Annotated in this window: 12 protein-coding genes; all 12 read left to right on the plus strand. The window is 41.4% G+C overall.

Translation table 11 applies throughout. The features are described from left to right. Positions 1-267 precede the first annotated feature (267 nt). The 12 genes from P2W73_RS01145 (at position 268) to P2W73_RS01200 (ending at position 22658) form a co-directional block, all read left to right on the plus strand. On the plus strand, positions 268-3135 hold the full coding sequence (locus P2W73_RS01145) for a glycoside hydrolase family 31 protein (protein ID WP_276500133.1): 2868 nt from the start codon (positions 268-270) through the stop codon (positions 3133-3135). A 33-nt stretch (positions 3136-3168) separates the two neighbouring features. Then, positions 3169-6297: a SusC/RagA family TonB-linked outer membrane protein gene (locus tag P2W73_RS01150; RefSeq protein ID WP_276500134.1), complete on the plus strand. Its 3129-nt coding sequence runs from the start codon at positions 3169-3171 to the stop codon at positions 6295-6297. A 17-nt stretch (positions 6298-6314) separates the two neighbouring features. Beyond that, positions 6315-7910, plus strand: a complete 1596-nt coding sequence (locus tag P2W73_RS01155; RefSeq protein ID WP_276500135.1) for a RagB/SusD family nutrient uptake outer membrane protein — start codon at positions 6315-6317, stop codon at positions 7908-7910. Between the two features lie 95 nt (positions 7911-8005). Beyond that, positions 8006-8830 (plus strand): hypothetical protein, encoded by an 825-nt coding sequence (locus P2W73_RS01160; protein WP_276500136.1) that lies wholly within the window; start codon positions 8006-8008, stop codon positions 8828-8830. A gap of 280 nt (positions 8831-9110) precedes the next feature. Beyond that, positions 9111-9392, plus strand: a complete 282-nt coding sequence (locus tag P2W73_RS01165) for a hypothetical protein (RefSeq protein ID WP_276500137.1) — start codon at positions 9111-9113, stop codon at positions 9390-9392. Between the two features lie 28 nt (positions 9393-9420). Beyond that, positions 9421-10653: a glycoside hydrolase family 5 protein gene (locus tag P2W73_RS01170; RefSeq protein WP_276500138.1), complete on the plus strand. Its 1233-nt coding sequence runs from the start codon at positions 9421-9423 to the stop codon at positions 10651-10653. Positions 10654-10879: 226 nt separating this feature from the next. Continuing rightward, entirely contained in the window at positions 10880-12520 is a 1641-nt protein-coding gene (locus P2W73_RS01175) for an alpha-L-fucosidase (RefSeq protein ID WP_276500139.1), read from the plus strand. 194 nt (positions 12521-12714) lie between these two features. Further along, positions 12715-14898, plus strand: coding sequence for a glycoside hydrolase family 3 C-terminal domain-containing protein (locus P2W73_RS01180; protein WP_276500140.1), 2184 nt, complete (start codon positions 12715-12717; stop codon positions 14896-14898). A gap of 20 nt (positions 14899-14918) precedes the next feature. Next, positions 14919-16928 carry a sialate O-acetylesterase gene (locus P2W73_RS01185; RefSeq protein ID WP_276500141.1) on the plus strand — a complete coding sequence of 670 codons (2010 nt, stop codon included), beginning with the start codon at positions 14919-14921 and terminating at the stop codon, positions 16926-16928. Positions 16929-16989: 61 nt separating this feature from the next. Continuing rightward, the gene (locus tag P2W73_RS01190) at positions 16990-18789 is read left to right on the plus strand and encodes a glycoside hydrolase family 2 protein (RefSeq protein WP_276500142.1); all 1800 of its coding nucleotides are present in this window, start codon (positions 16990-16992) and stop codon (positions 18787-18789) included. Positions 18790-19227: 438 nt separating this feature from the next. Continuing rightward, positions 19228-19485 (plus strand): hypothetical protein, encoded by a 258-nt coding sequence (locus P2W73_RS01195; protein ID WP_276500143.1) that lies wholly within the window; start codon positions 19228-19230, stop codon positions 19483-19485. A 2-nt stretch (positions 19486-19487) separates the two neighbouring features. Then, a complete protein-coding gene (locus tag P2W73_RS01200) occupies positions 19488-22658 on the plus strand; it encodes a SusC/RagA family TonB-linked outer membrane protein (RefSeq protein ID WP_276500144.1) in 3171 nt (1056 codons plus the stop codon). Positions 22659-22671 lie beyond the last annotated feature (13 nt).

Raw genomic sequence — 22671 nt, forward strand, 5'->3', positions numbered from 1 at the left:
TGTCTATTGACAAAATAGCATATGGACTGGATTCAATAACGCAAAGAACCTGACCTGATTTTTAATGATAAATTCAGAGTGCTACCTTCCCAATATAATACCAATAAGCAGGACAATAACACCTGATAGCCTCCGTGTTTGAACAAGGCGTGATGAAAATCAGCTTTTTGCAACATTATAGTCCCTGATCTGCAACATTTGACCCCCCCGTTTCGGGAGGTGTAGCAGTAGTTTTACCATATTCTTTCAAGTGAAAGATTGCTTTATATGAAAAAACGACTGCTGCTGCTTTGCCTCCTGCTTGCTTGTGTTTTTAATGTCTTATTGGCAGAACCACCATCGTACATTCAAACAAAAGACGGCGTTATTGTTTTTACTGACCCGGTTTTTACCGGCACTTCCCATGCCGTTAAACTTGAAGTGGTGTCAGATAATATTATAAGAGTAACTGCTTCACCCGGCAAAAAAAATGTTTCTACTGAAAGTTTAGTTGTTGTTCACAATAAAAGGTCTGATATCGTTTGGAATATTGTTCCTTCCAAAGACAAGCTGACTTTAAAAACGAAGACACTTACTGCTATTATCCATCTCAAAACAGGAGTGGTTTCTTTTTGGGATACAAATGGCAAAAAAATAATAGATGAAAAACCAATTGCAGGACGCAGTTTTCAGCCCGCCGTATTTGATGGTAAACGTTATTACAACCTTACGCAAACTTTTCAAACCACTTCTGATGATGCATGGTATGGGCTCGGCCAGCACCAGGATGGGGTTTTAAATTATCGTGGTCAACAGGTCAACTTCTTTCAGAACAACACAGAAGTGGCGATTCCATTCCTTGTCTCAAGTAAAAATTATGGCATCCTTTGGGACAATTATTCACTTACCAAAGTGGGTGATACAAGGCCACTTCATCCACTCTCTTCACTTCAGCTTTTTTCAAAAAATGGCGAAGCCGGTTGGCTTACGGCTTCTTATGCCAACGACAAACAAAAACCCCGGGACATCATTACTGAAAGAGCGGAAACAGCCATTGATATGGAGTTTCTGGGTGAATCAAAAATTAAACTACCCAAAGAGTTTACAGCAGAAAACGGAATGGTAACATGGGAAGGCAGTCTTGCCAGCCATCTTTCAGGACTTCATCAGTTGCGGTTCATATTTGGCGGGTCGCTAAAAGTTTGGCTGGATGGAAAATTGGTATTGGATCACTGGCGAAAAGCATGGAACCCTGCGCCTGCATTGATCCCTTTCCATTTAAAAAAAGATGGAAAAACAACTATCAAAATTGAATGGATACCTGAAGGCGGCGAATCCTATATTTCTTTGAAATGGCAGGAACCGTTGAGTGAGGAACAACTGAACAGCTTTAGTTTTTCATCAGAAGCCGGCCAGCAGGTTGATTACTATTTTATCTATGGTAATAACATGGATGAAGTGATCTCGGGTTACAGAACGCTTACAGGCAAAGCGCCGATTGTTCCAAAATGGGCTTTAGGTTTTTGGCAAAGCAGGGAAAGATATAAAACACAGCATGAAATTCTTACTACTGTTGACGAGTTCAGAAAAAGAAAAATTCCAATAGACAATATTGTACTGGACTGGAGCTATTGGCGGGAAGCTGAATGGGGCAGCCAGGATTTTGATGAAAAACGGTTTCCTTCTCCGGATAGCATGATTGATGTATTGCACAAAAAATACAATACGCAGATCATGATCTCGGTGTGGCCAAAATTTTATGAAGGAATTTCAGCATACAATGAATTTGATAAAAAGGGATGGCTCTATAAAAAAAATATTGCAGACCGCCAGCGGGACTGGATCGCCAAAGGTTATATCTCCACTTTTTACGATGCCTTCAATGAAAATGCGAGAAAAGGTTTTTGGGATCTGATCAACAAAAAAATTTACAGCAAAGGGATAGATGCGTGGTGGATGGATGCAAGCGAACCTGATATTCTTTCCAATGTTGATCCTGAAAAAAGAAAGCTGCAGATGTCGCCAACGGCATTAGGCAGTGCAGCAGAATATCTCAATGCTTATCCATTACAAAATGCAAAAGGAATTTATGAAGGGCAACGATCAACCGATCCGGATAAAAGAGTTTTTCTTTTGACACGTTCAGGCTTTGCCGGTTCGCAACGTTATGCTGCTGCAATATGGAGTGGGGACATTGGTTCTACATGGATTGACATGAAGAACCAGATTTCTGCAGGAGTTAATTTCTCCATGTCAGGACTTCCTTATTGGACTATGGACATTGGAGGCTTTGTAGTGCCTGAAAAATTTGAAAGACCCGATGCTGAAAGTTTGAAAGAATGGAGAGAGCTGAACACCCGCTGGTACCAGTTTGGTGCATTTGTTCCTTTGTTCCGTTCACATGGACAATTCCCTTACCGGGAAATATTCAACATCGCGACCGATGATCATGCCGCCTACAAAAGTTTTCTTTACTATAATAAACTGAGGTATCGGTTACTTCCTTATATCTATTCACTGGCCGGTGCAGCCTATCATGATAATTATACCATCATGCGGGGACTGGCGATGGACTTTGCAAAAGATACAGCAGTGTTGAACATTGCAGATCAATACATGTTCGGCTCTTCCTTGCTGATCAATCCTGTTTGCGAATACAAACAAACAAGCCGTGAAGTGTATCTGCCAAAGTCTGCGGGATGGTATGATCTCTATACAGGCAAATGGTACAAAGGCGGACAAAGAATTATTGCTGATGCTCCTTATGAAAGAATGCCTGTTTTTGTAAAAGCGGGTTCTATTATTCCCTTCGGGCCCGAGCTGCAATACACAACAGAGAAACCGGCTGACACCATTACGCTGTATGTATATAGCGGCAAAGATGGCAGCTTCACTTTGTATGAAGATGAAGGGTTGAATTATAATTATGAGAAAGGATTGTATTCAACCATTGAATTTCACTACACAGACAGCAATAAAAAACTCACAATAGAAGAAAGAAAAGGAAACTTTCCGGGAATGCTGAAGAACAGACATTTCCGCATAAAACTCATTCCTTATGAAAGACCCACAGCGTTGAATGTTGACGAGAAAGATGGTGTTCTGATTAAGTATGATGGTCGTTATCAAGCCATCTTTCTTCAACCTAAAAAGTAAAACAAGAATTTAATTAAACAAACACTGCTTGTTATGAAAATGACAACCCACAAAAACAAATGGAAGAAATGCCTGCTGGTATTTCTATCCTTCACTTTGCTGGCCATTCATGCAATGGCCCAAACGACCCCGAAAAAAGTTAGCGGTACGGTTATTAATCAACGTACCTCTACCCCGGTTGCCGGGGCAACCATAACCGTCAAAGGTGCCAATCGTTCTGCTGTAGCCGATGAAGCCGGCGGGTTTACCATCGAAGCATCTCCTGAGGATGTTCTCGAAATTACTTCCGTTGGTTATGCCGCGCAGAATGTAAAAGTTGGTTCCGGTTTGCTGAGAGTTCAGTTGCACGAAGCCGACAATCAAATGGATAATGTAGTAGTGATTGGTTATGGTGTTCAAAAGAAAAAATTAGTCACCGGCGCTAACCTGCAGGTAAAAGGGGACGACCTTCAAAAGCAAAACACTACCACCGCTTTGCATGCCTTGCAGGGACAAGCATCTGGTGTGCAAATCACATCCTCTTCGGGACAGCCTGGTTCAGGATTTAATATTGTCATCCGCGGAAAAGGAACCATTGGCAATTTTGGGCCATTGGTTGTAGTTGACGGAGTTCAGGGTGTTGATATAAATTCGATTAACCCTGCCGATATTGAATCCATCGATGTTTTAAAAGATGCTGCTTCTGCGGCCATCTATGGTTCGCAGGCTGCTAACGGCGTTATTCTTGTTACTACAAGAACCGGAAGACAAAATCAAAAAGCACAAATTACTTTGGATGCTTTTTACGGCATTCAAAACGTTGCAAGGAAAGCCCAGTTGCTCAATGCAAAGGAGTATGCGATCATCATGAATGAGCAGGCTATCAATTCCGGCAAAGCTCCTTATTTCACCAACGATGTCATTAATAATTTGCCGGTTAACACCAACTGGATGGATCAAATGTTTAAGAAGGATGTACCTACGCAAAACTATGTTCTAGGTATTCAGGGTGGAAGCGCAAGCTCTATTTATTCAACAACTTTAGGTTACACCAGCCAGGGAGGGATTGTTGGCGGCTCCGATATTTCCGATTATGAGCGCTATACTTTCAAATTAAACTCTGAACATAATTTATACAATAATATCGTTAAGGTTGGCCAGCATCTTACATTCAACAATGTAAACAGTCGTGGTATTCAGACAGGAGGCCAGTACAACAATACTTTGCGTGGCGCCTTTAGTGCGAGCCCTTTTCTGCCCATGTACGATTCTGCAGGAGAGTTCTTCCCCGCAGACAGGGTAGGATGGTTTCCTGGAGATCCTGGTGCTGCATGGGATAATGCTACCGCCAATCCTTATGCAAGCATGTATTACAATTCTAACAGCCGGAACAATAACCATGGCTTGTTTGGCGATGTGTTTATGCAAATTGAGCCCATTAAGGGCTTAAGGTTTCGCTCAAGCCTGGGACTGAATTACTGGAGTAATAAGAGCCACGGTTTTAGCCCTGTGTATCATCTTTCCATCTTCTCCATGCGTGATACATCGACAGTTTTTCAGTCAATGGGCAGTGGCAGAACCCTTCAGTTTGACAATACATTAAGCTATGATTTCAGAGTAGCAAAGGATCACAGCTTCAGTGTGATGGCTGGTACAACTGCTATCAATACAAAAGGCGAAGGTCTTTCTGGAAGCAATTGGGATTTACGCGTTGCGGATATAGAACATGCTTATCTCGATATTGCACAAAACAGGGCTCCTGAATCGGATCATCTTTCTGCAGGCGGCGGACCTTTTGAAGATGCACTGCTTTCTTATTTTGGAAGACTGCAATATAACTTCCAGGAAAAATATTTGTTCAATGCTACCTTCCGTGCCGATGGTTCTTCCAAGTTTGCACCGGATCATCGCTGGGGTTATTTTCCTTCCGTTTCTGCAGGATGGATCGCTTCAAGGGAAAACTTCATGCAGAACATTTCATGGTTAAGTTTCTTTAAGCTTCGCGGAAGCTGGGGTCGTGTAGGTAATCAAAGCGTTCCTGCTTACCAATTTTTGGCTCCTATCAGTTTTAGCCAGGCAGGGTATGTTTTTGGAAATACCGAAGGCGCCAATACGCCGGGTGCTTATCCCAATCGTTTGGCCAATCCCAGAGTGAAATGGGAAACTTCGGAGCAAACCAATATTGGCTTTGATGCTACAGTGATAAAGAGATTGAATGTTACTTTCGACTATTATATTAAGAAGACAAAGGACTGGTTAATTACAGCGCCAATTCTTGCAACTGCAGGTGCTGATGCCCCATTGATCAACGGCGGTGATGTAAAGAATACGGGTGTTGAATTGTCTCTGAACTATCGCAATACCATAGGCAGAAACTTTAATTATTCGGTTGGCGTCAATGGTTCATATAATAAAAACAAAATTGGAAAAATTCCAACTAACGACAATATCGTTCATGGTAATACCAACGTAATATATGCCAATGCTGGTGAGTTCTACAGGGCACAGAATGGTTTTCCGGTAGGTTATTTCTGGGGATTGAAAACAGCCGGCGTTTTCCAAACCGAAGAAGAGGTTAATTCTCACGTAAGCAAAACCGGTAGTCTTATTCAGCCTGAAGCAAAACCCGGTGATGTTCGTTATGTTGATTTGAACGGAGATGGTGTAATTGGTAATGAGGACAGAACAATGATTGGTAATCCAAATCCTGATTTCATTTTTGGCTTTAATGTATCACTTGATTATAAAGGCTTTGACTTCATGGTGCAGGGATCAGGTGTAGCAGGCAATGAATTGGTTCAATCATGGAAAGGCCCGGGTGGACGAGGCAATTATTCTGCTGAGATCCTGGAACGCTGGACTGGTCCCGGATCATCCAACCGGATTCCGAGAGTAACCGAGGAAGGAACCAACTTTGCGCAGTTCTCTGATCTGTACGTGTATGATGGGAGCTTCCTTCGTATCAACACAATTACACTGGGGTATGATTTTGCCCGCATTGTAAAGAAAAATTATTTGAGCAAAGTCAGACTATACGCTTCTGTATTAAATGCTTTCACATTTACTAAGTACAGCGGAATGGATCCTGAAATAGGGCACAATGAAGGTTTCTCTACAGGAGTAGATGTGGGTTATTATCCAAGACCAAGAACAATACTGGTAGGTGCAAACATTCGCTTTTAATCAAAAATGACAGTAAGATGAAAAATTTAAAATTATATATTCCAGTGATCGCTCTGTTATCGCTGGTGTCTTGCAAAAAAAGTTTTCTCGATACAGAAGATGTAACGAGTGCGACAGAGCAAAATTTTTATAAAACACAATCGGATGCATTCAAAGCATTAGTAGGTGTATATGATGGATTGCAACGGACAGGTTCATCCGGCTTCGGATTGAGTGTTGTTGCAACCGAGGTTATGTCCGATAATGCATTTGGCGCCACGGGGAATGCAGACGGATTTGGTTTTCAGATGATAGACGAGTTTGACAAGCTTCGTTCACCTTCCGACCAGGATATGTTCGCTGATAACTGGAGTGTTTATTACAAGGCTATTTATCGTGCCAATATGCTGCTGAAAAATCTTGACCAGGTGGATTGGAAAGGCAACGATGATCTGCGTAAGGTATATGAATCGGAAGCAAGGTTTATACGTGCCTACCTGTATTTTGATATGGTAAGAGTTTGGGGCAATATTCCATTGCTTACAGAACCCTCAGTGGAGAATCTTCCCCAGGCAAATCCCGATAGCGTTTACAGCCTCATTGCGCAGGATTTGAAATTCGCCGCTGCCAATCTTCCTGCCACTAATTATAGTACTCAGGCTCCTGCTACTTTTGGAAGAGTTACCAAATGGGCAGCCGAAGCATTGATAGGCCGTGTATTTCTATATTATACCGGTTATTATGGTAAACCTGATTTAGTCGGTGTCGTTTCCAAAGCAGAAGCATTGGCCTCTCTCGAAGATGTAATCAGCAACGGAGGTTTTGGCCTGGTTGACAATTTCGCCAACCTGTGGCCTGCAGCATCGCTTAATAATTATGTTGGGGAGAATAACAAGGAAACTGTCTTTAGTATCCGGCATACCTATACCAGTGATTGGAATGGTAATGTTGATGGCAATCATTGGATGGTGATGATGGGCATCCGTGTTCAGGCCATTTATCCTTACGGACTTGGTTGGGGAGGCGCTACGGTGAATCCAAAACTTTGGGATGCATACAGTGCAGATGACACAAGAAGGAATGCTTCAATTATTTCAATTGATGGAGAAAGTCTCGATTTCAAAAACAAAAAAGATCAAAGAGAGTACACGGGATATTACACAAAGAAGTACACTCCAATGGCCGATGCGGCAGGCGTAAGTCTTGCTGAGAAAATGGGCGGCGTCAGCTTTATGATCAGCCAGTTCCAGGATTTTGTTTCAATCCGCTATGCTGATGTTTTATTGATGGCTGCCGAATTAGGTTCACCAAATGCTCAGCAATATTTTGACGATGTACGCAAGAGAGCTTACGGAACCAATTTTGTTCAAATGCCCGTAAGCCAGGCAAATATTATGAATGAAAGAAGATTGGAGTTTGCGGGAGAAGGACTTCGTTATTGGGATCTGCTTCGCCAGGGTATAAGTGTAGCAGCATCAGCTATTGCTGAAACAGTGACTCTTGAAAATGGTGGCGTGGCTACGGTGAAGACTATTTCAGCATCGAAGATCACCGAAACAAAAGGGTTGTCTCAAATACCTTATTCACAAATCACTTTGTCTAACGGCGTATTAAAACAAAATGCAGGATGGTAATTGTTTTAATTAAAAATTATTAAACATGAAATGAGCCCCGACGTTTACAGTCGGGACGAATTCCATTTGGCCAAAAAGCAATAAAAAATATACAAATGAAAAAGTTAATTCACTCCATAATAGTAGTTTGCGGGTTAATCACCTTATTTTCAGGTTGCAGGCCCGAAAAGATAGAGCTAGGCCCCGCATTAGATAAAGCTGCATTGAAATTTACCGTCGCTCCAAGCGCTAATAATCCTAATGACATCGTTCTTAAAAGCCTTACCCCAAATGCTACGCCTTATTGGGTGTCGCCATCAGGTAATTCGATTAAGTTAACGGATACTGTAAACATTCCTTTCCCGGGTACTTATACCATTGAATATGCTGCTCAAAGCCGTGGTGGCCTGGTATATGCCGACCCGGTAACGGTAACGATCAATTCGATTGATGAGAAGACTGTGAGTGACCCTATGTGGGTTAAACTAACAGGGGGATTGGGGAAATCGAAAACATGGGTTTTGGATTTAGATGCTAACGCTGTAAGCAAATATTTTGCCGGACCATTTTACTTTGGTGGTACAGGATGGGAATGGGCCCCTGCATTTAAAGATATACCCTGGGCCGGGGTTTCAGCAGGCAATTATGGTACTATGACTTTTGATTTGATTGGTGATGCACATTTTACAGCCGATAATAAAATGTTTCCTGACCTGTCGGGAACAGGCAAATTCATGTTGTACTCAGCTACAAAGGAGTTGCAAACTATTGGTGCGCAGGTTTTACATGACAAAGCACAAGGTGGCCAGGTTGCTAACTGGAATGCAAAAATGCTAATCAAAACACTTACTGACGACCATATGCAGCTTATTGCTAAAAAAGATGCTAATAATTGGCTTATCTACAATTATATAACTAAGGAATATTACGACACACATTAGAGCTATCATATGAATTAATTAACAATGAAAATATTCGCTTCAAGGTCATTCTCCAAACAAAACAAAAATTTGGATTTTGATGCAAGTCTAAAGATATATCCGATGAGGATAAGAGGATCTCAATAAAATTGACTCATTGTTTAGATTTAGAAGGTTACATGAAAAATGAATACAAGTCTCTCATAAGGTAGCAATCGGTCAACCTGCAGGTGTTCAATGAAAGTTGATGCATCCTGCAGGTTTTTTTAACCCAATGAAAAAACACTAACAAACGGATTCAATGAAAGCACGAAGACGAGATAATTTTTTAGGGTTGCCTATGGCTGTTTTGGCTTTTGCATCCTGCCATAAAAAGGATGCTGTAGTTCCTCCACAAGCACATGGCTTACTTCCATTCTATTGGGATGGAGTATCCATCATCAATCATGGTTTCAGCATCTTTTACAGGCTAAACAATACGGTGCTTGATCAACAGGTATTGGATGCATTGATACAGGTGCGCAATAAGGAAAGATATATTGAATTGAGAATGCGAAATACTAAGAAGTTCTTTTGTATTTGAAAACAATAATCACTCTAAAATTAAGCCAATGAAACGCACAAATCTAACGATGTTGTTACTTGCCATAGTAACATGCACAGTTCTTTCTTGTAAAAAAGACCAGCAAAATTTATCGAAGGCACAATCAGAATCAGAACAGGCAATTAGCGGAACGACTGGCAGGGGAGGAAAAGCCAACTACCCCAGCTATAACACTAATCCGCTACCTCCTGATGCTACGGGTATGACGAGTACTGCAGTACAATTGGCTGCCAAATTCAAATTAGGAATCAATATTGGAAATACCCTTGAAGCTATTGGTGGCGAAACTGCATGGGGCAATCCCCAGGTTACACAGGCACTGATTGATAAGTATAAGCAAAGCGGATTTACTGCTGTGCGCATTCCCTGTTCCTGGAACCAATATGCAAATCAAACAACAGCCAAGATTCAGGACACATGGCTTGACCGGGTAAAACAGGTGGTGCAATATTGTATTAATGCTGATCTGTACGTTGTTCTCAATATTCATTGGGATGGTGGATGGCTGGAAAACAATATTACCACCCGCTCACAGTCTTCAGTGAATGCGAAGCAGAAAGCATTCTGGGAACAAATTGCTACCAAGATGCGTGACTTTGATGAACATTTAATGTTTGCCAGTGCTAATGAGCCTAATGCAAGCGATGCCACTTCAATGAGTGTGCTGCTTTCTTATCATCAAACCTTTATTAGTGCAGTAAGATCAACAGGTGGCCGTAATACGTACAGAACACTTGTTGTGCAAGGGCCTTCAACAAATATTGATCATACAAACAACCTGATGAATACACTTCCCACTGATCCTACTCCTAATCGTATGATGGTGGAGGTTCATTATTATGAGCCATTCCAGTTTACGGCACTATCAGAAGATGCACCCTGGGGCAATATGTTCTATTACTGGGGACAAAATAATCATTCTACTATAGAACCTTCCCGTAATGCCACCTGGGGCGAAGAAGATTTTGTTGTTGCACAGTTTCCAAAAATGAAAACAAAGTTTGTGGATAACGGTATTCCGGTTATTGTAGGTGAATATGGTGCTTACAGACGTTCAACGCCTTTGGATATGGATAAACACCAGGCATCAGTAGATCATTGGATAACATTTGTAACACAGCAGCAAATCGCTAACGGGCTCAAACCATTCTGGTGGGATACCGGCGGCATGATTAGCAGAAGCAATTATACGGTAACGGACCAACGAACATTAAATGCATTAATACAGGGGGCGCAATAGTTATTGGAAAAAAATTGAAAATTCATTTTATACGATGAATAAAAAGTCTCAGTGTGAGTTTAGCAAGCAGTCTAAGTAATACGCACAGTATTATTATTAGAATCGTTTCACGGGCCTATTTCTATAGTGCCCGTCCTTTTTTACTTTTTAATATCATGCAGACGATTAGATTTTGCACAGGCTTTTAAATATGCAACCGTAATTTTAAATAATTGAAATAACGTCAATGAAAAGAAGAACATTAATCAAAGGAATGACTGCCACTTTGCCTGCACTGTGGTTATCCCGTGCATTGGGTAATAATTTTTTTGAAGAACAATATTCAGGAGAGGCATTTGCAAACGGTCCATTCAAACCAACATGGGAGTCTTTACAAAATTATAAAACGCCTGAATGGTATCGCGATGCCAAGTTTGGCATGTGGGCACACTGGGGGCCGCAATGCCAGCCTGAACACGGCGACTGGTATGCAAGAGGAATGTATGAAGAAGGCTCTTCTCATTACCTGTATCATCTTAAGAAGTATGGGCATCCTTCCAAATTTGGTTTTAAAGACGTGATACATGAATGGAAGGCGGAGAACTGGAATCCGGAAGAATTAGTGGGCCTGTATAAATCAGTAGGCGCACAATATTTTATGGCAATGGCTAATCACCACGACAATTTGGATTTATACAATAGTAAATACCAAAAACACTGGAACTCTACTAAGATCGGTCCGAAGAAAGATTTGATTAAAGGTTGGGCAAAAGCAGCAAGAAATAAGGGGCTTCCATTTGGTGTAAGCGTTCATGCATCTCATGCCTGGATGTGGTATGAACCTGCTCAACTTTCCGACAAGAAGGGAGAACTGGCAGGTGTGCCTTACGATGGAAAACTAACCAAAGCAGATGGAAAGGGAACCTGGTGGGAAGGTCTTGATCCGCAGGAACTGTATGCACAAAATCATGAATTAAGTAAAGGATATAACTGGGAGTGGAAAGAAGGAATAATAACTACCCCTTCAAAAGAGTATTGCAATAAATTTTACAACCGCACAATCGATCTTATAAACAAATACGATCCTGACCTGGTTTATTTTGATGATTCGCAATTACCCTTGTGGCCTGTGAGTGATGTAGGCCTGCGCATTGCTGCTCACGTGTACAATAAAAGCATTAAAGAACACGGAGAGCTTCGTGCAGTGATCAATGGAAAAATTTTGGATGAAAATCAACGTAAGGCGATGGTTTGGGACATAGAAAGAGGACAAGCTAACGAGATTCAACCACTGCCCTGGCAAACAGATACCTGCATTGGTGGCTGGCACTACGATCGAGGATTGTATGAACGCAATGGCTATAAAACATCCGCAACTGTCATTCAAACTTTAGTTGACATTGTTAGTAAGAACGGTAACCTCATGTTGAACATCCCAGTCCGTGGCGACGGCAGCATTGATGAAAAAGAAAGAAAGATAGTGGAGCAAATTGGCCAATGGATGAAAATAAATAGTGAAAGCATTTATGGTACAAGGCCCTGGAAAATATTTGGCGAAGGTCCCGCACAACAAAATACTGCAAAGTTGGACGGACCAGGATTTAATGAAGGGAAAGGAAAGGCATTTACGCATGAAGACATCCGCTTTGCAACAAAAGGCGATGTGCTTTTTGCAACAGCTATGGGTTGGCCGCAAGATGGAAAGCTTGTTATAAAAACTCTTGCAAAAAACAATGCGCACTTTCCGAAAGAAATACAAAAAGTAGAGTGGGTGCCAACTAAACAGTCTTTAACATTTGAAAGAAATGAAAATGGGTTGATTGTTTCATTGCCGGAAAAAACTTCTGATGAATTGACGTATGCGAACGTGATAAAGATTCTTTCATAGCCATAACAGTTTTATTCGGCACTGTTACGCCGGTGAACTATATAAACCGTATTTCATAATGTAATTCTCAAAAAAACTAATTGCAGCTCTTTTCTATCGAGCAATGTAATCAATAATGCCGGAACAATGACGCTGGCAGCTGATAAAAATCAATTCTGAACAAAATTTCACCAAAGAACAATAAACATTAATACATGAATAGAATTTTGAAAACATTTCTTTTTGCGGCCTCCTTGTTAATGATGTGTGTAACCAATGCGCAACAAACGGCAAAAGCCGGCGATGCCATAGAACAAAAAATCCGCAGCCTTATCAACCAGATGACATTACAGGAAAAAGTGAGCCTGCTTCACGCTAATTCCAAGTTTTATGTATCGGATATAAAAAGATTAGGCATTCCTGAATGGGCATTGAGCGATGGGCCTCATGGCGTTCGTGCCGAAATCAACCGGGATAACTGGGCTTATGCCGGATGGACAAATGATTCCGCCACCTGTTTTCCACCGGGCACGGCTCTTGCTGCCAGTTGGAATCCACGCCTCGCCTATGAGCGGGGACTTGTATTGGGTGAAGAAGCCCGCTTTCGCAAAAAAGATATTTTATTAGGTCCCGGCATCAACATTATCCGCTCACCGCTATGCGGAAGAAACTTCGAATACATGAGTGAAGATCCATTGTTGATTTCGAAAATGTCGGTGGCATATATCAAAGCATTGCAAACAAAAGATGTGGCCGCCAGTGTAAAACATTGGCTGGCGAATAACCAGGAAGAACACCGCGATTCTGTTGATGTGACGATGAGCGAAAGAGCTTTGCGTGAAATTTATTTGCCGGGATTTAAAGCATCTGTAATGGAAGGCGGCGCTTATACGGTGATGGCTGCTTACAATAAATTCAGGGGCGACTGGTGCTCGGAAAATGATTACCTCAACCGGCAGATACTTCGCAAAGAGTTTGGGTTTAAAGGAGTGTTAATGACCGATTGGGCTGCTGCACATACAACAGTGAAAGCGGCTTTAACAGGTCTTGACCTGGAAATGGGTACAGACAAAAAGGATTACAATGAATGGTATTTTGCCAACCCGTTAATTAAAGCAGTGGAAGAAGGAAAAGTGCCCGTATCAGTTGTTGATGAAAAAGTAGCGAATGTGCTTCGTGTAATGATGAAGACAAAAATGTTTGATGAGGCAATTCGTGAAAAAGGAAAGATGAATACAAAAGAACATCAGCAGGCTGCATATAATGATGCTGCTGAAGCGGCAGTGTTGTTACAAAATAACAGGAACTTGTTGCCACTTAATTTTGGTAAACTAAAATCAATTGCCATTATTGGCGATAATGCCACCCGCAAACATTGCGCCGGCGGACTAAGTTCTGAAATAAAGGCCCTATATGAAATCACTCCTTTGCAAGCCATGCAGCAAAAGTTTGGCGCCACGGTAAAAATAAATTTTGCACAGGGATACGAAAAGCAATCTTCATTCAAAGAGGGTAACAACTCCGGCCAGTCCGGTTCCACCAAAGTGGATTGGAAGCTGATTGATGAAGCAGTTGCAGTGGCGAGGCAATCCGATGTGGTGATCATTTTCGGTGGATTGAATCATGATTTTGACACCGAATCTTCCGACAAACAAAATATGGATTTGCCGTATGGACAGGAAATTTTGATGCAGGAAGTGGCCAAAGCAAATCCCAATACAGTGGTGGTTATTATAGCCGGCTCCCCGGTAAAATTGACCGGCATTGTTCACCGGGTGCCATCTATTTTATGGTCGTGGTTTGGCGGAATGGAAGCAGGAAATGCAGTGGCGGATTTGCTGAGTGGTAAAGTAAATCCTTCCGGCAAACTACCATTTACCCTGCCGGTATCTTTGGAGCAATCGCCTGCTCATGCACTTGGAAATTTTCCCGGCAGAGATTTAAAAGTGAATTATGAAGAAGACATACTGGTAGGATACCGCTGGTTTGATACCAAAAAAATTCAGCCGCAATTTCCATTCGGGTATGGACTTTCTTATACTAATTTTTCCATAAGCAATTTTTCAACGGATAAATCAAGCTATGGGAAAAATGAAACAATCCATGCAAAGTTTACCATCAAAAATACAGGCAGCACTTATGGAGCTGAAGTTGCGCAATTATATGTCAGCGATCCGGTTTGTTCTGTATTACGTCCAGAAAAAGAACTAAAGGCTTTTGAAAAAATATTCCTGAAACCAGGCGAAACAAAAACAGTTGAAATGCAGGTGAAAGTTGCTGATCTGGCCTTTTATGACGAATCAAAAAAAGGATGGGATACAGAAGCTGGTGAATATGTCCTGCAATTAGGCAATTCATCCCGTACTATTTTCCAGAGGGTAAAAATTTCAGTTAAGTAAGCCTATCTTAAGGATCGATCATGAATAAATCAATCAGCATATCATTTTTTACAGCTTCATTATTTTTATTTCAATCACTATGTTATGCCCAGGTCAGTTTGCCAAAAGTGTTTGGCGACAATATGGTGTTACAAAGAGGCATAGCAATTCCTGTTTGGGGAATGGCAAAGCCTGGATCAGTGGTTATAGCCAAGCTTGGAACGGAGCGTATCTCTGCAAAAGCCGATAAGGAGGGAAAGTGGATGCTGTACTTTCCCAAAAGAAAAGAAGGCGGTCCATATGAGCTGGAAATTTTTGAATCAGGGAAAGCACAGACAACAATTAAATTCAAAGGTATTTTGATTGGTGATGTTTGGCTGGCTTCAGGTCAATCCAATATGGAATGGCAGGTGCAACAAGTTCAGGCAAACAAAGACATAGCCAACCTTATTCATGGCGACAAATCTTTGTATGAACAATCGAACACGACAAACAAGGAAAGTAACAGTGCCAACTATTCGCAGATACGTTTCTTCATGGTAGAGCATGATAAAAAATTATCTCCTCAGCAGGATGTTTTATCCGGCACATGGAAAATTTGTGATACAGTAAGCGTAAGAAATTTTTCAGCGGTTGCATTTTATTTTGCAAGAAAAATTCACAATGACCAAAACGTTCCAATAGGTATCATACAAAGCACATGGGGCGGCACCCCGATAGAGTCCTGGACAAGCAGGGAAATGTTACTCACCTCGTCCATCAGCAAGGCGCAAGCTATAAGTAATGATACGCTGAGTTCCAATGATTTTGTAAACGATAGTTTGAACCTGGTCCGTTTTTGGGACATTGTGTATCATCCGCAGAACAATACGGATAAAATAATCCCTGTTCCAGATTATAACGACGCTGATTGGACGAAGATTGAAATGCCGAATGTGATAAAAGATTTCGGAATTGGTCATTATGAAGGAATGATGTGGTTAAGAAAAAAAATAACATTGCCCGAATCCTTTACCGGAAAAGATTTAACGCTGAATATTGGTCATCCCGAGATGAACTATTCGCTTTATTTCAATGGTGAGGAAATTTGCAAGACCATATGGAATAGTAATCCGAAGCAATTCTATACCATTCCGGCCAAACTGGTGAAGAATGGAGAAAATACCATTTCCCTGAGAATTGCTATGTTATGGGGCGGGGGTGGGTTGAATCCGCCGGCAGAAAACATTTATATTAGTGATGGCTCTTCTAAAATTTCTTTAGCAGGAATGTGGCTGTATAAAAAAGATATTGAACCTGCAATTCCGAAAATACGCAACTATCACTACTACCCAACAGTGCTGTTCAACGCTATGATCAATCCGCTGATTCCCTATGGCATCAAAGGATTTCTGTGGTACCAGGGCGAGGCTAATGATACAGCAGCTTATGATTATCGAAAATTATTTCCGATGTTTATCAGGGATTGGAGACAAAGATGGAAACAGGGGAATCTTCCTTTTCTATACGTTCAGTTGGCAAATTATAAGAAAAGACAATCGCTTCCTTCCGAAAGCGAATGGGCCGAATTGCGTGAAGCGCAAACATTAACTCTGTTACAACCCAATACCGGTATGGCATGCATCATTGATATTGGAGAAGCAGACAATATTCATCCGATGAACAAACAGGAGGTGGGACGTCGTTTGGCTTTAATTGCAGATAAATTGGTGTATAAAAAAAATGTCATTGCATCGGGACCGTTGTATAAAAGTTTTCAAAAAGAAGGTAATCGTATCCGCATCAATTTTACAAATACGGGTTCCAGGCTTTCAACAAAAGATGGAAAAGAAGTGACAGGGTTTGCTATTGCGGGCAAGAATAAACAATTTTACTGGGCAACCGCTATGATAAAAGGAAATGAAATTATTGTGTTTTCCGACCGGGTGGATGAACCAGTGGCTGTGCGATATGCCTGGGCTGATAATCCTGAATGTAATCTTATAAATGTTGAAGGCTTGCCTGCCATTCCTTTCAGAACTGACGAATGGAAGGGCAAGACCCAAAGATAGCAATGCAAAGATGGGAGGAAGGTGAAACCGGAATAACAATGAAATAATAGACAAAACGCAAATGAATAAATACATGGTAGTAACGTCAAAGCAGCGGGTATTGACTTTTTTGTCCATTTTTTTATTGACCGGTATTTTAAATGCTCAGACGGCTATGATTAGTGTCGGGGCCAGAACCTTACGCAGTTTAAATGGTGCATGGAATGTAATTGTTGACCCGACAGGAATCGGAGAATGGCGGCAGGTTTGGCTCGAACATAAGCCTCAAAAAAAAACTGATTTTTTTGAGTATTCATTTGAAGGAGGGCCTGTATTAAAAGTGCCGGGAGATTTTAATTCCCAAATGCCTGAGCTCACTTATTTTGAAGGCACAGTTTGGTACCGAAAACAATTCAACTATACAATTAAAAAAGAAAAAAGACTATTTCTTCATTTCGGGGCAGTAAATTATACAGCGGATATTTTTCTGAATGGTCATAAAGCAGGAAGTCATGAAGGAGGTTTTACTCCCTTTCAGTTTGAAATTACCGGTAAAGTAAAAGAGGGATTGAACACTATCGTTGTTAAGGTAAATAACATACGGCTTAAAAACGGATTGCCCGGCTTTGGTTTCGACTGGTTAAACTACGGAGGCATAACCCGTGATGTTGATCTTATTGAAACCGGCAACACCTATATTGAAGATTATAGTATTCAACTGAAAAAGGGGAGTTTGAATACTGTTCTTGGCTGGGTACAATTAAATGGAATGCAATCAGCACAAAACATCGAAATAAAAATTCCGGAGCTCAATTTATCGTATAAAACAAAAACGGGCAATGACGGTGTTGCGAGGGTTGAATTTTCTTCGGACTTTAAACACTGGAAGCCTGAAAATCCTAAACGATATAAAGTAATTATCAAAAGCGAAACCGATACGGTGGTAGATACTATCGGTTTCAGGAGTATTGAAGTGAAAGGAACGAAAGTGTTGCTGAACGGAAAACAAATTTTTTTGAAAGCGGTAAATATTCATGAAGAAAACCCATACAAAGGAGCCCGGGCATATTCAAAGGAGGATGCACTTATCTTACTGAATGCAGCCAAAGAATTGGGATGCAATCTTGTTCGCTTAGCTCACTATCCGCATAATGAGAATATGGTTAAAGAAGCTGAAAGAATGGGATTGATGGTGTGGAGCGAACTCCCGTTGTATCAGCATATAGACTTTGCTGATAGCGTTGTTTCCGGTAAAATGGAACTAATGATGAAAGAAATGATCCGCAGAGATAGAAACCGGTGTAGTATCATTATCTGGTGTCTCTCAAATGAAACCTACTCATCCACTCCAAACCGTGATAAAGCTCTTATTGAACTTACAAAACCCTGCAGATCCTCAGACGCTGCCAGATTGGTGACTCATGTTATTAGCACCCAGGGTTATCAGAATAACACTTTCAACGTGTGGGATACTCTTTACCGGTATGCTGATATTATCTCCATTAACGAGTATATTGGATGGTACACGCCATGGCAAGGTTTACCATCTGAGACAAAGTGGAACTTAGTGTATCCTGGCAAACCAGTGTTTATTTCCGAGTTTGGCGGTGAAGCTTTATACGGCAACAATAGCGGACCGGCAGATGAAGCAGCCTATTGGACAGAAGCATACCAGGCCAAAATTTATACCGATCAGATCAAAATGTTCAATACGGTTCCTAACTTATCCGGAGTATGCCCCTGGCTCTTATTTGATTACAGATCATTGGGAAGAATGCATCCCGTTTATCAGCAAGGATACAACCGGAAGGGGTTATTGTCTGAAAAAGGTAATAAAAAGAAAGCATGGTACATCATGAAAGAGTATTATAGCAGAAAATAAGATATCGTGAAAGTTTCGCCGGGTGAAAGCAGTTGACATGTCCAACGCTGCACGTCATTTTCCTGTAAGATTTTATTATTAAATAAGACGAGTTGCTATACCATGCTTATTCTGGTTCATGGTATTATTGTTTCATCTCTTTTTACGGTTTCAAGAAATCCTGCCAAATATTCGTCCCTTCTTGTTCAGGTGGACACCAGCGATTTGGGGTAATGGTTCAGGGAAACTTATTAAATTTTGAAATAAGTGCCGGCCGTTGGCTTTATTCGTATTAACAGGAAAAATAATCGGGTTATCCCGTCCCTTCTCCCGCAAGAGGACGTAATAATCAGCTTTTTGCAACATTTTAGACCCTGATCTGCAACATTTGAGTGCCCTGCTTCAAACAACACATCTGTAGTTTTATAGCACTGTTTCAGAAATGAAAGATTGCTGTTTATGAGAATACAATTGCTGTTGCCATCCGTCCCGGTTTTTTCTATTCGTAATGTCGTTCTGGCAGCCTGGTCTTTTTGTTCTCACTTCAGGAATGTTTTCACCGGCTCTATTGTTAACCCGGTTTTTTTTAAAAAAACGCCTTTTTTTATAAACGCCGGGTCAGTCTTTTCTTTCTCCCCCGCATGGCAATACAGATCTCAAAAGTTTGCCCGTGCTGTTATCATCAGTATTGACAATGTAGTTAAGCTAAACATCTAAATATGAAATCATCCAAAACGACTCGCTTGCGATTATGGCTGCTATGGAGTATTATGCCGGTATTCCTTATATGCACAAATACTTTCGCACAAACAACAAAAATCAACGGTACAGTTATCAATCAACGTACCTCCGCTCCGGCATCGGGAGCAACTATTACCGTAAAAAACACCAATCGCTCTACAACTGTTGGTGACGATGGCAGGTTTAGCATCGAAGCATCAAAAGGAGATGTACTGCTTGTTACAATGGTCGGTTTTCAGAAAACCCAGGTTGCAGTTGGCAAAAGCAGTACAATTGAAATTAAGCTTACGGAAAATGCTTTAGAACTGGATGATGTGGTTGTGATTGGTTATGGTAAATCGAAGCGGAAAGATATTACCGGTTCTATATCTTCAATAGGCGGAGATGAATTGCGCAAAACAGCACCCACAACGTTCGACCAGGCTTTACAGGGAAAAGTTGCCGGTATAATGGTTCAACAGGTTTCCGGTCAACCCGGAGGTGGCGTATCTATCCAGATTCGCGGAGTATCGTCTATCACCGGAAAAAATGCGCCCTTGTATGTGATAGATGGTGTTATTATTCCATCTCCAGAAGATCCTGGCAGTGGTTCAAACCCATTAAATACCATCAACCCTTCCGAAATTGAAAGCATAGACGTATTGAAAGATGCTTCGGCAACCGCTATTTATGGTTCGCAGGCTACCAATGGCGTCATAGTAATTACCACGAAAAGAGGCAGGGCTGGGGCTCCATCCATTTCATACGAGGGCTATTATGGTTTACAGGAATTGCCTAAAAGGCTTCCTACTGTTAATTTGCAGGAACTCGCTACGCTGTTGAACGACCGTGCGGTTGTATGGGGGTTCGATGCAAGGCCGGAATTTACAAACCCAAAATACCTGGGCAAGGGCACTGATTGGCAAGACGAGTTGTTCCGCAGGGCGCCAATGCAAAATCATTCCATTACGGTTAACGGTGGCGATGCCCGCACCCAATATTTATTGTCAACTTCTTATTTCAACCAGGAAGGCATTGCGCTTGGTTCTGATTTCAAAAGGTATTCGGTTCGTTTGAATTTAGATAATAAAACGACCAACTGGCTGAAGATGGGAACCAGCCTTCAATTGGCACACGTTGATGAGAATGTCAATTCAACTACTTCAAGCGTTATTTCTAATGCTCTGAGTTTAACGCCTGATGTTGCTGTAAAAAATTTGGATGGCAGTTGGGGTGGTGTCACCAATGACGACGGTTGGGTCGTGCCTATTCCCAATCCTGTTGGATTGGCGCTTTTGAATACGAATACCAGGAAAAGAAACCAGGTATTTGGAAATGTGTATGCCGAAATTCAGTTTTACAAGGATTTATCATTGAGGAATGAGGCCTCCGGAAATTTTGATTTTAGCAACCAAAAAACGTTCAATCCTACATATGATTTTGGCAGGGCTACAAATACTACCAATTCTTCGTCGTCTTCTGCCTCACAGAGCATATATACTGTGGTTCGCAATTTTCTTACTTACAACCACTTATTTGGAAAGTATAGCGTAAACGCATTAGCCGGGCATGAATCACAATTGAACACTTTTGAAAATGTATCGGCATCAAGAAGAAATTTCCCTTCAGATCTCGTGACATCCATTAGCAGTGGTGATGCCAATACGGCTGCGAACGGAGGTTCAACAGGTTCCGGACCGGCACTTGAATCCTGGTTTGGCCGTGTGAACCTTGGCTGGAACGACAGGTATTTGTTAACGGGCAATATTCGTAGGGATGGTTCTTCCAAGTTTCCACCCGGACATCAGTGGGTAACTACTTCTTCCGCTGCTTTTGCATGGAAAGTAAATAATGAAGCGTTTTTCAAGAATGTAACATTTGTTAACGACTTAAAACTGCGCTTAGGTTACGGTGTTACCAATAACCAGGGCATACGAGATAATACGTTTGTTACAATGCTTACTACTGTAAATAATGGCTTATCGGGCACTGCGCAGTTTCAATCGAACCTGGCCAATCCTGATGTGAGATGGGAAAAAACAAAATATTCCAATGCCGGGATTGACGCAACGTTTTTGAACTGGAGATTAAGTTTTTCTTTTGACATTTACAATCGCCAGACAGATGGGTTGTTATTGAGCCTGCCTTTGCCCGGGTTTGCCGGAACTACAACAAGCTGGTCACCCGGAGCTATGGAAGCACCTATTGTTAACATTGGTGCTATGAGCAATAAAGGATTTGATTTCAGGATCAGTTCCACTAATATCAGATCGAAAAATATTACATGGAGAACCGATTTTACTGTTTCGCACAACGTAAATAAAATAATCAGTTTGGGTAATGGTAATGCAGGAGCCAATTTATCGCAAACGTTTAATGGATATGTTTTTGAAAAAACAGTGGTAGGCCAGGCAATCGGGTCTTTCTATGGTTATAAATTCGATGGTATTTATGCAAAGCCTGAGGATTTTACATTTTTGCCTGTTGATCAGGCCGGAACTCCTTACCCTGTTTCGCCTGATCTTGGTGGAATTTGGTATGGCGACAGAAAATATAAGGACCTGGATGGGGATAGTGTTATTAGTGCAAATGACCAAACGTTTTTGGGATCTCCTTTACCGAAGTTTCAGTTTGGGTTCAACAACTCCTTTAGTTATAAAAATTTTGATCTGAACATTTTTCTCAGTGGAAGCTATGGCAATAAAGTGTTCAACCAGTTGACGATTTCGCAAACGTATCCCCGCAATAATACCAACTATTTCAAGTCTGTTATGGACTATGCCAGGGTTGAGTATATCGATCCCAATGGATCACGTAATGATCTCAAAAATGCTTACGTGTCGAATCCCAACACAAAAATAACCGGCTTGAGAAACGATAATACGAACGAAAATCTTCGCCCTTCTGATCTGTTTATCGAAGACGGTTCGTTTATCAGGTGCAAAAACATTACGCTGGGATACAGGCTTCCTGAAAAAATATTAGCCAAAGCGCATATACACGCACTTCGGATTTATGCAACTGTTTCAAATGCTTTCATCATAACAAATTATTCAGGTATGGATCCTGAAATCGGCTCCTGGAATCCATTACAGGCCGGCTGGGATGGTGGGTACTATCCGCAACCAAGGACATTCACAATCGGAGCTAACCTGAATTTAACCAAATAAAAAAAGTTTGAGA

The organism is Terrimonas pollutisoli, from assembly GCF_029360765.1.
GTDB lineage: Bacteria > Bacteroidota > Bacteroidia > Chitinophagales > Chitinophagaceae > Terrimonas_B > Terrimonas_B pollutisoli.